This is a genomic window from Sphingobacteriales bacterium, assembly GCA_016700115.1.
Classification (GTDB): domain Bacteria; phylum Bacteroidota; class Bacteroidia; order Chitinophagales; family UBA2359; genus UBA2359.
Genome location: CP064999.1, coordinates 1,589,564 through 1,608,854, shown reverse-complemented (window position 1 = coordinate 1,608,854; position 19,291 = coordinate 1,589,564). Strand labels below are relative to the sequence as shown.

Sequence of the window (19,291 nt, the reverse complement as noted above, 5' to 3'; positions counted from 1 at the left end):
ATCGCCTCCGCATAGACTTATAGCACCCCTGCATTAGCCTGTTGCACCCCTGCATTAGCCTGTTGCACCCCTGCAATAAACCATTGTACCCCTGCTAAGGTTACCTTTTATCTTTAGAAACAGACCTCGACCCGCTACTGATCAATAAAAAAAATTTGACAGGAAGCTTTTTTAGAATTATTCCTTATCTTTTAACCCCAAAACTGGTTTTTTCCCTTTTTTTGATTATCCTTGTCTGCTACAACCAACCAATTGAAACATGCCTTTTTTGTTGACAAAAGATTTGGTGTTTCCCCCTCCTAATTTAGCCGGCCCCGATGGATTGTTGGCAATTGGCGGCGATTTATCGGTAAAGCGGCTGATTTTAGCCTACCGCAAGGGAATTTTCCCCTGGTATAGCAAGGGAGAACCAATTCTTTGGTGGTCGCCCAATCCTCGGTTTGTACTATATCCCCACGAACTCAAGGTTTCAAAAAGCATGAAGCAGGTTTTAAAAAACGGACAATTTACCCTCACATTTGACACCTGTTTTAATGAAGTGGTGCAAGCCTGTAAACGCATTGCCCGAAAAGGTCAAAACGGCACCTGGATTACCCGTAACATGGAAACAGCGTTTCAGGATCTGCATCAGGCCGGGTTCGCACATTCAGTTGAGGTTTGGAACACCAAAACCGGTGAACTGTCCGGAGGGCTGTATGGTGTTTCATTGGGAAGGCATTTTTACGGAGAGTCAATGTTCAGTTTTCAGAGCAATGCTTCAAAATACGGATTTATTGTCTTAGTCAGGCAACTTGCTCAACAAGGATTTACCTTAGTTGATTGTCAGCTACATACCGATCATCTCGAAAGTCTCGGAGCAAGACATATCTCTCGCACTGTTTTTTTGGAGTTACTGGAAGAAAACAAGCAAAATCCCACATTAAGAGGTAATTGGAAGTCAGATTTTGCGACCAATCTTTTGAACGAAGTTCCTTGAATGAAAATTTGACTTAACTGGAGGCAGTTTGTTGTTAAAGAACAGAATACGCATCAAATTCTAAAAATTACCTATTAACCGTAAAAATATAAACAGACATGGAAAATCAACATCCGAAATTCATCGAAATCACCAACCTGAAAGAGCAACAGGAAAACAAAGAAACCCCGGCAAAGGAAATGCCTGAAAACAACTCGAACAACAATGGGAATGATGATAAACTGATTCGGGCGATTACTGAAGCCGGTATGGGCTTGCTCAAACAGTTGGCCAAAGACAAAGTAGCAAAGGTCTTGACCGATTTTCAGGAAAAAGGCACTTTGAACCCGAAAGAAGGGAAGCAGCTACTCGAAATCCTGCAACGGGAAGCAGAACTTGCACGGCTTCGCAACGAGCAACATCAGTCAGACAAACACTCCGGTTCAAAAGATGCGGTTAAAAAACTCAAAAAAAGGGTGCGCCGCCTCGAAGAAGAGGTAAAAGAGTTAAAAACGATGTTGTTGCTGTTGAATGGCATCAACAAAGGGTAAGCGGACATTTCAGAACCTGAAAACAAACTGGTTCTGTACTATACCAACAATCGGATCGGGTCTTCCAGCAGACCTTTTAAGGTTTGCAAAAATTTAGCGCCGGTTACTCCATCCACCACCCTGTGGTCGCAGGACAATGTAATCTTCATTTTGTTGACCACCTTGATTTCGTTGTTGACTACAGCAGGAACCGCTGCAATTTTCCCAACTGCCAAAATACAGGCATCCGGCGGGTTGATGATGGCGGTAAACTCATCAATGTCGAACATACCGAGATTTGAAATGGTAAAGGTATTGCCCTGCATATCGGCCGGTGCAAGCTTTTTGTTTTGTGCTTTTTGAGCCAGATCTTTGGTTTCGGCGGCAATCTGGCTGAGCGATTTGTTGTCTGCAAAACGAAGAACAGGTACTAACAGACCTTCATCTACTGCCACCGCTACACCAATATGTATATGTTGGTTAAAACGGATAAAATCCCCCATCCACGAAGAATTGACCGCAGGATGTTGACGCAAAGCCATACTGACGGCCTTTACAATCAGGTCGTTGAAAGATATTTTTACCGGCGAAAACTCATTCATGCTGCTACGGGCGGCCATGGCTTTATCCATCGTCAGCTCCATCGTGAGGTAAAAATGAGGAGCACTAAACTTGCTCTCGGCCAACCGGCGGGCGATAGTTTTGCGCATTTGCGAAACCCGTACATCCTGAAAACTTTCAGTACCTGAAAATGCTAAGGTCTTGTCAATTGTTTCAGGTTCAGGCTGCTTTTGTTCAGCAGGTGTCTGAATAAAGGCTTCAATATCCCGTTTGATGATGCGTCCATCTTCTCCGCTTCCTTTTACCAGACTGATGTCTATATTGTTTTGTTTGGCCAAGCTTTTTGCAAGTGGTGAAGCTTTCAACCGTCCGTCTCCCGCCTCAGTCGCGGGAGTTTCGACAATAGCTGTAACCGGCATTGTTTCCTGAATAACAGGTTGCTCGTTAGTTTTTTGAACCACCTCGGTTGTCGGGGATTTCTTTTCCGGTTCGCTTCCTCCCGAATTGAGCAATGCTCTGATATCCTCACCGGCCTTGCCAATAATGGCCAAAACAGCGTTTACCTTGACTGCCTCCCCTTCAGGAGCGCGGTATAACAACACACCGTTGGCAGGCGATTCAAATTCCATAGTTGCCTTGTCGGTTTCTATTTCGGCCAACAAATCGCCTGAACTTACTTTGTCGCCTATATTTTTATGCCACGCTGCAATAACACCTTCGGTCATTGTGTCGCTCATCAGGGGCATGTTGATTACTTCTGCCATTTTTTAAAGGATATTTTTGAATGGATGTTCCTGTTTTGAGGGGCAAATATACGGTTTTACACCACAGCCTAACAACAAATGAGGTAAATAGTTGGGTTGTTTGTGTGGGTTTGCCCAAAGAAAATAAGCTGCCTTGTTGTCAAAAAAAGAAAAAACGCATTTGCTGGAGTAAAATATCAGATCCGTTCCCTTTTTCATTGAATTGGTAATAAGCAAAGGAGGGATTTTTGAATCTACCTCTTATCAGTTCATTCACAACATTTTTTGTTTTCAAGTATCGCAAATTAACAAAGCCTTCTTTCCAATGGTTGCCAAAAGCATTTAATCCGGTCTTTCTGTATCTTTTAAACAAACGGGTTTTATATGACCCCTTACTTTAACGTGAGATATGGAATTAGTGCTTTATTTTACAAGGCCTTAAGTGATGTTAAGCAACAAATTGGATAGTATTTGAGTAATTATTTTGGTTGGGGATAAAAACAGATGGCTTTTTATCAAGGATTGATAAGCAATTAGCGCAGTTATAAAATATGTAGCTGCGTTTTCCGGTTAACGATGTCTTGTGTGTTCTTAATTGTAAACTGTTTTCAGAACATCATTTACCGATTCTATCATTGCTCTTTATTTACTATGCGAGACCTCTTTTTTCTAATCTCCACCCTAATTTATCAAAATTTAATTACAACTTGTCGTTCGATTACCGGGTTTGAATCGGGTGCAGAAGTTAGGGTGCAAATTTGTGCCAGCAACTCTAATGGCATAAGCAATTGAACAGTACTTATAGAATCCGAATATTTAAAATGGTTATTAGCCCATTAATTCTAATCGAACAAAAAAAAACACCCCAATTTATGTTGGCGTGGATTTTTTGTGCTAAGAGGGTTTGTTCCTTAGAAGCTGCCCGAAAAGTATCTTACAAAGGGCTGTAGAGGCATAATGAATTTCAATAAGCCTATAAAATGCGTTCACAGCGATTAAAATTGTGCAAAAGTTAGCAACAATTTCATAAAACAATCAATTATAAACGCAAATACAAAGGAACGGAATAAAATAAAAAAGCCAAGGAGAAATTTAAAAGACAACTCAAGAAAAATGCCAAACCAAGTGTTTCAAAACGGTGGGCTTATCCCAGTGATATGAGTAAAGTTGCATGGGAGAAGTTGAAACCGTTACTGCCTGCCGCAAAGCCGGGTGGTCGTCCATGAAAAGTGGTAATAAAAGAGGTGGTAATTGCTATCTTTTATGTGTTATGTACCGGCTGTCAGTTGCAGATAATACCCCATGACCTTCCTAATTGGTCAACGGTGCATGATTATTTTACCAAATAGAGTAAGGAAGGCAGATGGGAAAAGAACAATGCCCTGTTAGTGAGCAAATACCGCAGACAAACAGGAAGGGAAAGTTGCCCAAGTGCTGCAATGATTGATAGTCAGTCGGTCAAAACAACCGGTTGCGGAGGAGAATAGCGAGGCTATGACGACCGTAAAAAAATAAAAGGGCGGAAACGCTTCATTTTAACAGACACGCAGGGTTTGGTACCGATAGCGTATGTATGTAGTGCTGCAAAAAGCGAAAAAGAAGGTGCTATATGTTTGATGGAACGCATTAAAGAGCGTCCTGTATTAGGAAGTATTTGTGGTAGAATAAAGCAAGTTTGGGCAGATAGAGGTTATCGGGGTGAAGAACTAATAACTATGGTGATGAATTTACTGACTTGGGTATGGTTAATCATAACACAGAAAGAGGGACAAAAGGGTTTTGAAGTTTTGCCTCGCAGGTGGGTAGTAGAACGCACCTTCGCATGGCTTAATCATAAAAGACGATTAAGTAAAGATTACGAGAAAAAAAGCAACTACTCTGAAAACATGATTTACATAGCAATGATTAATGCCTTATTAAAAAGATAAATGGACTTTTCGGACAGCTTCTAAGCGGAGATGCCATTATCAAATCAAAAAAAATGACGAACTCCATCCAAAACCAAATTCTTTTCGCACCCGATCCTTTAGGCCCCGACACTGCGTGGACTGAGCTTCCCCTTCAAACAAAAGCCACGTTCTATTTAACCGAACTAACTACCGGCAGACTTTATTGGTTTCAAACCCAAACCTTCAGCACGAAAGGCTACAGTTATTGGTCTGACCCTTTCCAATTTAGAGTTCGGTAGAAATTAAACAACAGTTAACTGTATAGCTTTAAAAGCCCCTTCTTGGTAAAGTGGGGACTTTTTTGATTATTTAGTATATTTGCGGATTGTGAGTTAGGGGTGTAACCTTAATGGGTGAATGTGCTCAGTAAACTTGCCTTTATACTCAAGTTAAGGCTCATTGTAAGAACGGCAATTAATCACATATTCTAAAAGAAAACTAAAAAAATGAAGAACCAAGCTAACTGGCAAAAAATTAAAAAAGCTCTAAAAGAAAATTTTATCCTTATAGACTTTCAAGATTTTGCAACTACTGCCTTCGTTGGAGTTGATTTTGATAAAGGGCTAGAAATATTTAGATACATTTTAGAACAAAAATTACCTAATCATGATGAAACAAAGTCAGTTTTTGAAAAATTGGAATTATATGCTGATGGACAGCTAAATAAAGATATTTTCGACGGACTAATTGCAAAGTATGAACCATTTCTTAAAAAAATGTTTGAAATAATAGAAATGACTTATGCTCCTAATCCCCAAAGACCCAAACCAATTGCACTTGGTTGGTGCTATAATGAGTTATTTTCTAAACTTTCGATACCAAAAACTCCACAAAAAGATGAATTTTACGCTACAATCGTCAATGGAAAAATAGAAACTCCGACACATCAATCTTCTCACTTTACAACAAATTTTCTAACAGATTCAACAAAATTTGGAAAAGCACTACATTCTTCATATCACTTTAGAAATTCTCAAATCCACGATGACCCGTCTTTTACTAATAGAAAATCTCAAGAACTAATAACTGATACTGTCAATTCTTATTTATACTTTACTTTCAAATACTACAATGAACTTAGCACAAAAATACCACCAAATGATTTACAGCCTTCTTCAACTTTGACTATAAGAGATTTGGCTTCTCTAAGTGGTGGAGCATATAATCCTGACGTTGAAAATGAAGTAAAAAGGGATAATATCATTCAAACCATAGAAAATAAAATCAAAAATCTTGATGTGCTTTTTATTGAGGGGGAGGAAGGTATTGGGAAAACCACGATTTTACATCAATTTGTAGCAAAATACCCAAATGATTGTTTTGCATATTTTATTGATAGCAAGGACAGTAGTACATATTCAAATTCATCAATTCTTAAAGCGTTTTGTAATCAATTTCATTTTGTAAAAAAAGGATGTGTATTAGAAGAAGACAATGTTAATATTAACCTATACACAGATGAAGATTGGCTGAAAAACTATCTACATTCAGAAAGAATAAGAAATAAACCCAATCAAACTTTTTATTTTATCATAGACGGACTTGATGAAATAAGCCAAGACAGGCAAAATGAGATTAAAGAACTGATATTGGATAAATTACCTTATGACAAAACAAATATAAAACTACTTCTTAGCGGACAGCAGAACAAGAACCTTGTAAAGCGAGACTGTCAATACGATAAGTATGAAATTCCATTTCTTTCAAAAGATGAATCCTTGGTTGTTTTTGGCTCTAGTATTACGTCAGAGAAATTTGAGAGTATAAATAAGGCCTGTAAAAATAATGCAGGCAAGATTGTATTTTTCAGGTATTTAATAAAAAATCGAGGAATAAGTGTAGACAATATTACGGACAAACTTTCACCATCAAACCTAAAAAGTATCTTTCAATATCTCTGGAATGATATTGATGAAAATTGTAAAATAATTTTGGCAATAATTGCTTTTCAAGATGAAAAATTTAATTCAAAGGATATTTCAAAGATTATAGGACTTAGCGAAAGAGAAATTATTAATTCTTTACAATTTCTCTCATTTGTGAAAAAAAATGCAAGAGGCAAGTATGAATTTATTTTTGATGATTTCATGGATTTTGCTAAAAATAAACTCACCTCTTACAAAAGGAAAATTGATGAAATTGTAATTAAATATTTATTAAGTGATTTGGATTCTATTGATTCCTTGGTTCGATTACCTGAAATGTATAAAAAAACGGGAAAGAAAGATGATTTAATGAAGCTATTGACCGATGAAAGATGGAAACAAATATTAAAAGCAAGCGAAAAAATTAGTGATATAAGTCGTGTGTCTAATGTGGCTCTTGAAGCGATTCAAGACGAAAAAGAAAACAAGTATATTCCCACAATACTTAAATATTCTGTTCTAAAATCTGCTCTTAAAGAACTTAGTCGAACAACTGTATGGCAATATGAAATAGCAGCAAGTCTTGTATTGAAAGACTATATGGAAGCTCAAAATTTGGCTAATATAGCTTTTTTAAAAGAAGATAAACTAAAAATGTTCGCTTTTATAGCAAGAGCATATACAGAACGAAAAGAAAAGATCCCCAACGATATACAACGAAACATTCAAGAGCTTTACGATGACATAGATTTGTCTAAAAATTTTAAAAATATAAAAGAATCAGCAGTGGAAATTGCATCTTTATTGATGTATTCTAATCCCAAATTAGCTTTCCGATTAATTGAGGACTTATCTGGAAGCATATTAGACAATGATAATGCTTTTGATTGGGCGTTAGCACAAATATCTCTTTCCATTCATTCAAATTTAGAAAATTTAGAAGACGTGTCAAAAGAAGATATAGACACAAAGGTTTATTCAAAAATACGCAACCCAAAAATTAAGGAATTTGCAGACGCAATTTTATACCTATCTGAAAATCAAACTTCAGATCAAATAATTGAGAAAATCAATCAATTAGAAAGCACAAGTCAAAAAATGTTTTTGATTAGAAACTGGATAGGAAATAATCAAAAAGATGAAAACGTAGATAAAATTATTGAATTGGGATTGAAACTAGTTGTAGATAAGAGTGATAGATACGTACCAAAATCAAGCGATTATAAAATTTTTGCAATGCCTTTGCCTTATCTTAAAGAAAAGGATAAAGCCTATGAGTTGGTAGAAAAAATTGAGCAATATACCGCTTCAATAGAGGCGAATTCAGGAACTAATGATTTATTAGCAATTAAATTATTCATTGCACGTACATTGTGCAAATTTGAGTTTGAGAAGGGTGAAGAAAAATTACTAGACATCTATACTGAAATTGGAAAAGTTGCAGATTTAGCTATAAGATGCACTTGTTTCGCTATTTATGCAAATGAGGCTACAAGAATTAAACAAATACATCAAGAGGAAAATCTTGATGTATATTTAGAAGCCGCAAAAAGAGGGATTGATGATAATATAGATAAAATTCTAGAACAAACAGCTTCACATTTCGAGATAGTTCAAAGCATCATTACAAATTTAGTTAGATTATATCCCGATAACGCAATAGAAATTTGTCGTAAATTAAATAAATCTATTGATCGAGATAATGCTTTTTTAGAAGCCTTGGCAACCTATTTGAATCAACGTATTGAAAAAATTGATACTAAAATAGTAGATAAATTGTTGGATAATATTGTAGATGTAGATATTCAAAAAATTGCTATTTCTGAGATTGTAAATAGATTAGAAGTTCTTAGAGACAGTGAAAAAGTGAATATATATCAATTTTTAAAGTATTTGGAAAAGGTTGATAATTTGTTTGATAACAGAATCAAATGTCTTTTATACGTTAAAATAATATCCATTTACGAACAAAACGAACAGGATTTTTCTATTATTTGTAATAAACTAAATCAAACTTGGAATGAGTTAGAGAAGTCGGTTTATAAGATAGAATTGGGTTTTGAAATTGCTTATCATGCAGCTTTTCTGAAGAATAAAGAATTTGCCCAAAAAACTAGAAGTGCTGTCAAGGAAGAAAAAGATAGAACTGATTTATTATTAGATTCTCCCAATACCACCGAGATATTTAGTTTAGTTGTTGAGCTTGCTATAAGAGTTTTTTCTGGTTTGATTTTGAAAAATAATTATGAACAGAAGGATATCGAAAATATTGAAAAATTAATAGGTTCTTTGCCTTCGGAGAGACAACAAATGAGTTTATGGTCATCTTTGATTTTAAGGATAATCCATAAGGCAAAAGATGATAAATTGCCAAAGCAACTTATCAACTCTTACATAATTCCTAAACTTTCAAAAATTAAAAACAAGAATGAACGCATAAGTGCTATCTTAGAGGTTATTGTAGTTTTATATTTTGATGATAAGAATATGCGCAATATAAATGAGTTGCCAAATCAAAAACTAAAAGACATTGCACTTTCAAGAATTTGTAAATTTCTATTTACAAAGTGTTTACCTCATGATCCTTGTGATGACCAATTTGAAAATTATGCTATTGACCATGATATAGTTGGCAAAATATTAGAATTAGTCAAGTTAATGGAAAATGATTATTTTATAGCACATCAGATCATTAATATACGAAAATCTGTATTGTCTAAATACACAAAAATAAGTAGTCAGAAAAAGGTAGAAATTAAGAATGAATTTGAAAAAATAGCCAACACTAAACTACCAGACCCAAACAATATTAAACACTATGGCTATCAATTACTTGTAAAGTCAAATGCCCTTGCTATTAAATCTAAACCAACATGGGAAGAGTGGGATAGCATTTTGCAAGAAGTTGAAAAAATACCAAATTTATCAGATAGGATTTATATGTGGGATTCTATTGCTGAGCTGCTACCGAATGAGTTTATGAAACAAAAAAAACATTTGATTAGTAAAGCAATTGAATCTGCTTATAATCTTCCATCATTTGTAGATACTGTTGAGAGAATAGGAATGATACTTTTTACATTGCACAAAAAAAGTATTGATAGTTTTGGATTAAAGCAACTATTGGATAACTTAATTAGAGCCATAAATAATAATCCTCATAGCCCATCTTTAAGGGAGAATTATAAGAAAATTCTTGATGTTGCTCATTCAACTGACCCTCAAATTGCTAAAGCTCTTGTTAATTCATTTGACAATGACACTGCAAGATTTAATACTGGTGCATATCTTGGTAATCATTTAAATTTGTTAGAGTTTCAATCCAAGATTAATAAAAAACTTAATCCAGATGAGAGCGAACAAAGTCTTCTTGAAAACAATCCTAAATTTTTTAATCAAATTATTGAAAAGAAATTAGCTAGGCTAAATGCTTCTAAATCAGTTGTTGATAATTTACTTCCCAAAAATTTGGTTTATCAATTAAAAATAGCTTCTGAATATTCTATTTTTGAGAGTCATAATGCTTTCTCGTACTTTATTGAAAGACTTGTCTTAATGTATGAAGATACTGATGAATCAAAGAAACTGATATACAACTCATTCTTAGAACTAATAGATGTTTGTAATCTGATTAAACTTTTATCTATTCGCAATGCGGATAAAATACGAAGTTTATTAGATGTCTTATCTCCCTCCGATGAAGAAAATAAAACTATACAAAACCATAATACTGAAATAGACAATGATACAAGAAATACTATTTTAAATCTACTTAGTAAAGGAAAAACTGTTCAGGAAATTGCTGCTTTTCTTGAAATTGAAATAGAAGTAGTGAAGTTGCTTAACGTATGACAAGGTTTCCGCATTCAGTTGGCCGAAAAACCTTTCTTACAACCTATAAATCGTCAGACATTCTTTCCACCTACATTATAGCTCTCGTAATAACTTTACAATTCATTTAAGGCAACTGTGACTTGAATTTACCCCAATAAAACCCTTGCTCGAAATAGTGAGGGCTTTTTGTTATGGTTAAAGTGGCAATTTTTATTCAAACTATTGGCGAATAAGTATTGCTTCATAAATAGTTTGTACTATTTTGTGGATTTGCGGATATGGAACGAGTAAACACACCTATTCTAAGTGAAATAGGTCGAAAAGAGTTAGAGACACTGTTTAAAAGATCAGACAACCATAGTTTGCGAAAACGCTGCCAGACGATTTTGTTGAAAGCTGAGGTTCGGCATTCAAAAGATGTAGGAAGCATAGTAGGCATGTGTCATGTGAGTGTGACCAGTTTGTTAAAACGGTATAAATCAGATGGGATAGCAGGCTTATACATCAAACCGGGGCGTGGGAAAAAGTATCTTATTGATAAAAAATCGGATGAGCATGCTATCTTGGAAGCCGTCAGTCAGCATCGCCAAAAAATTAGCTACCGCCAAGGCAGAATGGGAGGCTTCAAGTGGAAAAGAAGTAAGCAAGAGCACTTTTAAACGTTTTTTAAAAAGCTTGGGGGACGATTTAGACGTATAAGAAAGCGTTGCAAAGGAAAGCCTGATGAGCAAATTTATCAGTCGAAGAAATCGGACTTGCAAGAATTGGAGAAGTTGTCACAACAAGGGCAGATAGACCTCTTTTATGGCGATGAAAGCAGGGTTAGTAGCGAGGGATATGTCCCCTACGGCTGGCAATTCCCCGATGAGAAAGTGGCTGTATATACAGAAAAAGGGTACAAAGTCAATATATTGGGCTTGATTAGCAGAAGTAATCAATGCTATTGGGAAACCACCCAACAGAATATAGATGCCAAGTTTATTGTCAATCATTTGGATAAATTATCGCTTAAAATCAGAAAACATACCGTTGTTGTCTTGGATAATTCCAGTGTCCACCAATCTAAATTATTGAATCTCTTACTGCCTATTTGGCAAAACAGAGGCTTGTTTGTCTTTTTTCTGCCCACTTACTCGCCGCATTTGAATATCGCCGAAACGATGTGGCGAAAGTTAAAGTGTGAGTGGCTTGTTCCGGAAGATTATCTCGAAAAAGATAACCTCTTATACGCTGTCAATTGTTGCATGGATAATATAGGCAATTATCTCAAAATCAATTTTAGCCCTTTTAATGCAAACTAAATATGGTCAAGTACTTAACGTATGTGTGTAGTGCTTCAAAAAGCGAAAAAGCAGGTGCTATATGTTTGATGGAACGCATTAAAGAGTGTCCTGTATTAAGAAGTATTTGTGGTAGAATAAAGCAAGTTTGGGCAGATAGCGGTTATCAGGGTGAAGAGCTAATAACTGTGGCGATGAATTTACTGACTTAGGTATGGTTAATCGTAACACAGAAAGAGGGACAAAAGGGTTTTGAAGTTTTGCCTCGCAGGTGGGTAGTAGAACGCACCTTCGCATGGCTTTATCATAAAAGACGATTAAGTAAAGATTACGAGAAAAAAAGCAACTACTCTGAAAACATGATTTACACAGCAATTATTAATACCTTATTAAAAAATAAATGGACTTTTCGGACAGCTTCTTAAACAATTCTACATATTTAGGAACCAGCCGATTTACCCCGAAAATTCAAAATTAAATAGAATTTAAATAATTATACAAATCGTCATCTGTATGGATGTTGAGTTTTTTTCTTAGTCGAGAACGGCTGATATAGATGCTTGAAGGCAAAATGTTTAAAATATCGGCGATTTCCTTCGAGTTCAACCCTATTTTTAAATAAGCACATAAACGCAGGTCGTTGATGGTTAAGCCCGGAAACAATTCTTTTAGTTTCAAAAAAAACTCCTGATGCAGTTCGTCAATCTGAAATTCGAATGTTTTATCTTCTGCGATTAAATAGGATTCTAACAGTCGTTGCATATCATTGAGCGTTTTTTTTGTGTTGGCCGGATTTTGCAGGGCGGTTTCACATTTTTCTTTAAGGGCAAGTAGTAATCGGTTTTTATCTTCATTTTCCTTTGCTTTATTTGCAAGTTCTAAGGTTTTGGTTCTGAGTTGTATTTTTATTTGTTCATATTCAGCTTGTAATCTTTCCTGCTCTATCAATATAAGTTGTTGCTGATGTTTTTCTTCTTGTTCGAACAGCGATTGTTGTTGTTTATTGATTAGCATTTTTTCTTGTTTTTTCAAGGCTAATTTTTGCCAGATATAAGCCATAAAAACGACCAAAATAAAAAGTAAGGTATAAAAAATATAGGCGTACCACGAGTAAAACCAAGGCGGGCTAATTCTAAATGATAAACTTTCGGAATCGGTGATTTCTCCATTCACCATAGCTTTTACCGATAGTATATGATTGCCATGTTTTAGGTTTAATAGTTTAAAAGAGTTTTCGTTAGACCATGAACTCCATTTGCCGGCTTCATTCAATTTATATTGGTATAAAACATTCTCCTGGTTTGGTACTATAAATTCAACATTCAGACTGTTTAGCCGGTAGGGGATTGTTGCGCCGGGAAATAATGGAATGATGGTATCATTGTTTAAGACATTCATATTTCTAAATACCGGTTTATAGTATGTTTTGCTTTTGGGGGTTTTATTGTTAAGAGATTTTAAGGCAAACCCATTGTAAACCGGATAAAACTCAAACTCTGAATTCAATGGTACTGATTGAAAAATGCCGGGCAATAGTCCTTCCACCTTGTTATCGTGTTCAATAGCGGTTTGGTCTGTAAATTTATTTTCATTTTCAGAATAGAAGTATTGAAATTTATCGGTCAAAACATACACTCCATTTTTCTGAAGGATTAGGTAAGGGTCGTAACCTTCAAAGGTATTTTTGAAGAAAGTTTGTCTTTCAACAGGGTATAACTCGTTGTTTAAAACAGCCCTGACAATCCCATAGTTGGGGATATTTATCCATAGAATATTGTCTTTTTCGATGAAAAGTTGGTTGCAAGAACCCGATATGAGTTCAATTTGCTTATCAAAAGCCCAACTATTACCAGACTGTTTTAAAACACCGATGCCATTATAGGTTCCGGTTAGTAGATAGTTTTTGTAAGGCAAAACCGTCCAAACTCCCTTTTGATTGCTCAATCGTTCAAGTCTGTTGCCATTTAGAAAAAACAATCCATTATCATGTCCGATAAATAATTTGTTGTTGATGTTTTTCATCGCCCAAACCTGACCCTCAGTTCCCGGAACAAGCTGAAATTTATTAAATTCAGTATTGTTATTCAGTTTATCCCAGCCCAATTGGTAAAGACCTTGATTAGTTCCCAGAAAAAAAATACTGTCTTTTAAGATTGCCGTATAACCTGTTCCGAAATCTCCTCTGTAGTCATAAAAATAGGTAAGATTATTTTGGAGATGGAGTAATGAAACACCATAATCCATTCCCAACCATAATTTTCCGGCAGGACTATAGTGAAGGCTTAAAATGGTATTATTGGGGAGTCCTTTGTGTTTGTTGATGTAGTGTATGATGTTTCCGTCTAAATCACTGATAAACAAACCCTTCAAAATAGTACCAAATACCAGGTGAGTTTGGTTGATTTGTTCAAAACTAAACACTTTGGCAGCTTTGAGGTATTGAGATAACGGGTTATTCAAAGGGCTTAGATTCTCCTTAAAATAGCTGTATAAACCTGAATTTTTGGTAACTAAAATAAGTCTTTCACTTTGACGGTAGATACCGGATATTTCGAAATCGGTTGTAACAGGCACATCAAAAAGGTGCTTTAGTTTTAATTCATTCCAGACAAATAAACCCGATTTTTGGTCGGCAAAGTACAACGTATCATTGACATTAAAACTACCTGTAAATTTGTTGGGAGCAGCAATCTTTGTAAGTTGCCGGTTTTTATAAATATAAATATTGTAGGCTGAAACAAAAAGGACATTATCGCCCCACTGATGAATGTTCCAAAATTCTTCGTTAATTTTGGACAGTTCTTCTTTAAAAGAATATAAGGATTGGTATTCAAAATTACCGTATTTATTTTTATTCCAAACGCCAAAATCCAAATCAGAACCGGTATAAATAACCGAATCATTTACCACTGCCAAAGAACGGGTAAACCCATCGCTCCCGGTAAAACTTTTCCAGGTTTTTCCATCATATTCCAACAAACCTTTGTCGGCTGCCATATAGACAATTCCGTTTGGCGCAGAATCAATATCCCATATCTTACCTTTATGCAGATACTGATCGGGCGTAAAGTTTTGTAACAAAGGAACGCCCTTTTCGGGAAATTTTTGTGCTAAAGCAGTCAGCGTTCCCGTCAAAAAAAGTATCAGAAAGAAAACTGCCTGTGTTTTCAACTATATGAATTGGATTAAGATGGTTTACGCCAAAAAAAAAGAGCCGTCTATTTACAAGACGGCTCTAAATTAAGAATTAATTATCAACATGGCTGCCACACATTAAAAAAAAGAAGGGAGGCGATATCTTTGTAATTTTGCGAATTGCAAACCCAAAATCAAAGTATATGCCTCCCAACATTCTGCCTTTAGAGTTATATAAAGACATCCTGTCAGTAGCAAAGATATTACAATTAAGGGATTTTCTGTACTGTTTTATGTGTATTCGATATGGAGTAAGTGTACGGAGTTTATGCCGCTATAGTAACTACTCTGTTCGCACTTGGTTTCGTTTTATGTCAGAGGACTACCTGTGGGAGCGCATTCGTATGAAGTTGTTTTTGAAGTGGGTGTATCAACCGGAGGAGAATTATATTATAGCCATAGACGAAGTGGTAGAAGGGAAAAGTCGGGACAAGACCTATGGTTTGTCGAAGTTTTGGAGCAGCATTCAGAAATGCCCCATATTCGGGATTTGTTTTTTTGTGCTTCTCTGATAGCTGTGGGGAAACGGAAATCATATCCGATGGTGGTAGAGCAAGTCGTACAGACAGAGGGGGACAGGAAGCGGATAGCGGAACAGAAAAAGAAGGCATTAGCTGGCAAGCGGCGCAGTGCCGAAGGCAGATGTTTGGTTCGTGGCAGGAAGCAAGGCAGCAAAAACCGACCCAAGCAGCCCAATCCTACGGCATCCTTTCGGGCATTCACCGCCTTGTTAAACAAGTTGCTTTCGTGCTTACCGGGCATCAACCTGACCTATATGGTAGCAGACTGTGCTTATGCCTCGGCAGATTATTTCTCTGCGGTAACAAAGACCGGACTTCACCTGATTACCCGTTTGCCTGTAAATGCCGCCCTCGTCTATGCCTACTCAGACCCAGTAGCCCCAAAACATCGGGGAAGACCCAAAAAATACGGAGAAAAAGTAGATTTGAACAACCTTGATAACCAAGAACTGAAAGACACCAAAACCGAAAATGGTCTCCTTACTCAGATATGGCAACTGCCCTGTTACAACAAATCCTTAAGCAAAAACCTGTTAAATGTGGGGATAGTAAAAATAACCAATTTGAAAACCCAAAAAGTAGCCTTCTCTAAATTTTGCACCACCGACCCTAACCTCGACTGGCAAACTATGATAGATTATTATAGTTTGCGTTTTCAGATTGAGTTTGACTTTCGGGATGCCAAACAATTTTTCGGACTATCCGATTTCAAAAACTACACCTCGAAAAATCTGACCAATTTTGTTAATCTATGCTTTACCGCTACCTTGACGGCTAAAATTTTGCAGGCACAATATCAGGTTAAATACAATAACCCTAACTTTAGCATTTTAGACCTCAAAATACTCTGTAATACGCGTTTTACGGTCAAAACAGTTATTAAATTGGTACGAAAATCGCCCGATTCAATTTTTAATACTCAATTCGCAGACGGGTTTATGCCAACAGATTTGGTCAATGTCGCTTAAATATCTATAATATAGAAGAAAAAACACGACCGTCTTATCTTATATTTGTGGCAGCCTTGTTGAATTATTCTACAATAAGTTTTTTCGTTTGGGTCAATCCCTCGTTAGTTAGTATTTTTACCAGATAAATACCTTTTGCTAACCCGGTTGTATCTATCAATAAACCGTTGGAAGACAATACTGCTTTTCCGCTTAAATCAACAATATCCAATTGATTGACTTCTTCACTCAGGTGCAATTGTGTGCCTGCTTTAACGGGGTTAGGAAAAACCAGAATTTCAATTTGGCTTTGAGTCAAATCATTGATGCCTGTGTTGATGTCGTAAAAATAAACATTGTCCACAAAAACCGTGCTTAAACCGGTAGGTTGAGCAACAAGGATGAGTTGTGCAATATGTGATTGCGAAGTAAGTCCTGTAAAATCAGTTAGAGGAATATCCATACTTACCCACTGTGCTTGCGCCGGTGCGGTAAAGTTTACCTGATGCTCGGTATCGTCCCCTCCGCCAAAAGCACCATCTGCGCCAAAATCAACCAATTTTACGCCAAAGAAAGTAAAATCGGCCGACCATACATCGAGATGAAAATGAGACATTGCCGAAGCATTTATTTGATTGGCAACGGTTTCGATGCCGACAAAATCTAACAAAGAATACTTTTTAGTAGCATTACCTGCAATTAACACGTCTTCGAGTGAAGCAGCAGACCAATCGGTGCGCCAGGTATCTACCGGAACATTGGTATAAGCATCGCTGAACATAGAGATAACATTTGCTGCGGGATGTGTAGGCGTTGGAGCAGCAACCGTAGGCTCAGGAGAACCACCTCCATTGTTGAAAAAAAGAACATTGTCCACATACACAGTATTTGCCCCCGAAGGCTGCCCGACCAATATGAGTTGTGCCAAGTTTGACTGTGAAGTAAGTCCTGTAAAACTGCTTAACGGAATATCCAAACTTGCCCACTGTGCCTGAGCAGGGGCATTAAAGTTTACCTGATGCTCGGTATCGTCTCCTCCGCCAAATGCTCCATCTGCACCAAAATCTACTAATTTCACTCCGAAAAAGGTAAAATCGGCCGACCATACATCGAGATGGAAATGCGTCATGCCGGTAGCATCTATTTGATTGGCAACGGTTTCGATGCCGACAAAATCTAAAAGGGAATACTTTTTAGTTGCATTTCCTGCAACCAACACATCTTCGAGCGTAGCAGCAGACCAATCGGTGCGCCAGGTATCCACCGGAACATTGGTATAAGCATCACTGAACATAGAGATAACGTTTGATGCCGGATGAGTGGGTGTAGGTGCGGCAACAGTCGGCTCGGTTGAACCGCCACCTCCTGCCGAGAAGGTAATGTTGTCGAAATAAATGATGTTGTCTGCCGTTCTGCCACCTAAGTTAAAATCCGGAAAAACGATAATTTGGTCTAATTGTCCTTCGCTTGTAGGAGGGTTCAGATAAGAAGAAAAATTAAAGGTGAGTTCTTCCCATTGATTAACCAAGGTATTGGCAATTTTAATTTCGGGTTGTGCCCAACCTGTTGGTGCGGCAAGTTTAATTCCCACATCGCTGATAACAGATTTCCAGACCATTATTTTGATGATGGAATTGGTTGCATCGAGAACAAAAGGTCCGAGGTCGGTATTGCCATGAAGCGACTCGCAACCTGCCCAAGGTTGCCCTGTTTGAAGGGCGGTAAATTTGGCTACTGTAGCAGAGGTATTGATTCCTGATGGGTCCGGATTTGCCACCACTTCAAGCGGAGGATTGGTGGCATTTTCAAAAACTGTCCAGGTCCAACCGGCACCGTTTCCGCCGGTTTCAAAATTGACAGGAGCATTTTGTGCAAAACTCATTGCTGATGCTATAAAAGCAAGCAAAAAAAATGTAAATTTTTTCATGACAAATAAAATTTAGTAAATAAATAAATGGCAACACCCAAATTATGGCGTTGTTAAATTTCTTTTAAGGTAGTGTTTCAAAGCTAACTTAGGGGTTCGGTCAATTTTAAACAACCCCCAATGTTTTTCGGGTTCCATGGGTTCGTGCGACCCTTTCCAACTTTCGTCAAATGCTTCAAAAAAGAAAGTAGTGATGTTTTCTTTTTCTGTCCAATCCATCAGTTTTTCAAAATAAATTTGCTGATGCACTTCATTTACATGTTCAGGGTCAATACCTCTTCCGTTGGAATTGGTCGCCCAACCTGCTTCGGTAATAACCACCTCTTTATGAGGGTATTTTTTGGCTACGGAATAGTAATTTTCTTTGGTAAAATCCAGGGCTTCACGAATATGCTTGTATTCCCAAACCGGATAAGTATGAATAGAGATAAAATCAACTTCTTCAGCCAGTTTTTCTAATTTTAATAACCAGGGCACATAGTTTTCACAAAAAGTAACGGGTTGTATAGCTGTTTTTTTAACAGTTTTTACATACTCCGACACTTTGTTTTCAGGCACGTAATGATCTGTCCATTCCACACAGGCCTCATTTCCAACAGACAATGCAAAAATGATTTCAGGGTATTGATTACCCATTTCAGCTAATCGGATAATTTTTTTCTTGTTGCTGATGATGTTCTCTTCCAATTGTTCTTCCGAGTAAACGCCGCCGTTCCAAGGACAATTAAAATTGTTCATTTCAGCTTCAATGTATGCACCAAGCATTATTTTGAAGTCCAACTTTTCTTTAACAATCACATCGAGAACAGTTTGCGCATGTTGGTCGCAATCAAATAACCTCAGATATTTCCAATGTTGGTGCAACAGCAGTAAATCCTCTTTTACTTCGGCATAGCTTGGGTAAAGCCCGCCGGGGCATTGCCCTTCTCTGAAACCCGAATAACAAATTGCCCTATCCGGCGATATTTTTAGAGTGTTGTACAT

Annotated in this window: 15 protein-coding genes and 1 pseudogene; 12 read left to right on the top strand and 4 right to left on the bottom strand. The window is 36.8% G+C overall.

All coding sequences use genetic code 11. The features are described 5' to 3' along the window. Positions 1–259: 259 nt before the first annotated feature. Both IPM47_05665 and IPM47_05660 read left to right on the top strand, forming a co-directional pair. Entirely contained in the window at positions 260–976 is a 717-nt protein-coding gene (locus IPM47_05665) for a leucyl/phenylalanyl-tRNA--protein transferase (GenBank protein QQS30431.1), read from the top strand. A 98-nt stretch (positions 977–1,074) separates the two neighbouring features. Continuing rightward, positions 1,075–1,506 carry a hypothetical protein gene (locus IPM47_05660; GenBank protein QQS30430.1) on the top strand — a complete coding sequence of 144 codons (432 nt, stop codon included), beginning with the start codon at positions 1,075–1,077 and terminating at the stop codon, positions 1,504–1,506. A gap of 38 nt (positions 1,507–1,544) precedes the next feature. Here the strand turns inward: IPM47_05660 and IPM47_05655 are convergent, their stop codons facing one another. Then, positions 1,545–2,810, bottom strand: coding sequence for a pyruvate dehydrogenase complex dihydrolipoamide acetyltransferase (locus IPM47_05655; GenBank protein QQS30429.1), 1,266 nt, complete (start codon positions 2,808–2,810; stop codon positions 1,545–1,547). Positions 2,811–4,018: 1,208 nt separating this feature from the next. Here IPM47_05655 and IPM47_05650 point away from each other — a divergent pair. From IPM47_05650 to IPM47_05615, 8 genes and pseudogenes are all read left to right on the top strand, one after another. Further along, positions 4,019–4,138, top strand: a complete 120-nt coding sequence (locus tag IPM47_05650) for a transposase (GenBank protein QQS30428.1) — start codon at positions 4,019–4,021, stop codon at positions 4,136–4,138. 162 nt (positions 4,139–4,300) lie between these two features. Beyond that, complete coding sequence (locus tag IPM47_05645) at positions 4,301–4,717, top strand: transposase (GenBank protein QQS31392.1); 417 nt, start codon at positions 4,301–4,303, stop codon at positions 4,715–4,717. A gap of 53 nt (positions 4,718–4,770) precedes the next feature. After that, positions 4,771–4,977 (top strand): hypothetical protein, encoded by a 207-nt coding sequence (locus IPM47_05640; protein QQS30427.1) that lies wholly within the window; start codon positions 4,771–4,773, stop codon positions 4,975–4,977. Positions 4,978–5,184: 207 nt separating this feature from the next. Continuing rightward, a complete protein-coding gene (locus IPM47_05635; GenBank protein QQS30426.1) occupies positions 5,185–10,455 on the top strand; it encodes a hypothetical protein in 5,271 nt (1,756 codons plus the stop codon). A gap of 260 nt (positions 10,456–10,715) precedes the next feature. Then, the gene (locus IPM47_05630; GenBank protein ID QQS30425.1) at positions 10,716–11,096 is read left to right on the top strand and encodes a helix-turn-helix domain-containing protein; all 381 of its coding nucleotides are present in this window, start codon (positions 10,716–10,718) and stop codon (positions 11,094–11,096) included. A 36-nt stretch (positions 11,097–11,132) separates the two neighbouring features. Continuing rightward, positions 11,133–11,738 (top strand): IS630 family transposase, encoded by a 606-nt coding sequence (locus tag IPM47_05625; protein ID QQS31391.1) that lies wholly within the window; start codon positions 11,133–11,135, stop codon positions 11,736–11,738. Between the two features lie 2 nt (positions 11,739–11,740). Next, the gene (locus IPM47_05620; GenBank protein QQS30424.1) at positions 11,741–11,929 is read left to right on the top strand and encodes a hypothetical protein; all 189 of its coding nucleotides are present in this window, start codon (positions 11,741–11,743) and stop codon (positions 11,927–11,929) included. 33 nt (positions 11,930–11,962) lie between these two features. Then, positions 11,963–12,052, top strand: a pseudogene (locus tag IPM47_05615) (transposase). 139 nt (positions 12,053–12,191) lie between these two features. Here IPM47_05615 and IPM47_05610 read toward each other — a convergent pair. Further along, the gene (locus tag IPM47_05610; protein QQS30423.1) at positions 12,192–14,888 is read right to left on the bottom strand and encodes a hypothetical protein; all 2,697 of its coding nucleotides are present in this window, start codon (positions 14,886–14,888) and stop codon (positions 12,192–12,194) included. A gap of 167 nt (positions 14,889–15,055) precedes the next feature. Between IPM47_05610 and IPM47_05605 the strand changes: the two genes are divergently transcribed. Together IPM47_05605 and IPM47_05600 are read left to right on the top strand one after the other, a co-directional pair. Continuing rightward, positions 15,056–15,424 carry a hypothetical protein gene (locus tag IPM47_05605; protein ID QQS30422.1) on the top strand — a complete coding sequence of 123 codons (369 nt, stop codon included), beginning with the start codon at positions 15,056–15,058 and terminating at the stop codon, positions 15,422–15,424. Then, positions 15,385–16,401: a transposase gene (locus IPM47_05600; protein ID QQS30421.1), complete on the top strand. Its 1,017-nt coding sequence runs from the start codon at positions 15,385–15,387 to the stop codon at positions 16,399–16,401. Before IPM47_05605 ends, IPM47_05600 begins: the two co-directional genes overlap by 40 nt. 64 nt (positions 16,402–16,465) lie before the next feature. Here IPM47_05600 and IPM47_05595 read toward each other — a convergent pair whose 3' ends face one another. Next, positions 16,466–18,307 carry a T9SS type A sorting domain-containing protein gene (locus IPM47_05595; protein QQS30420.1) on the bottom strand — a complete coding sequence of 614 codons (1,842 nt, stop codon included), beginning with the start codon at positions 18,305–18,307 and terminating at the stop codon, positions 16,466–16,468. A 42-nt stretch (positions 18,308–18,349) separates the two neighbouring features. Continuing rightward, complete coding sequence (locus IPM47_05590; protein ID QQS30419.1) at positions 18,350–19,291, bottom strand: glycosyl hydrolase; 942 nt, start codon at positions 19,289–19,291, stop codon at positions 18,350–18,352.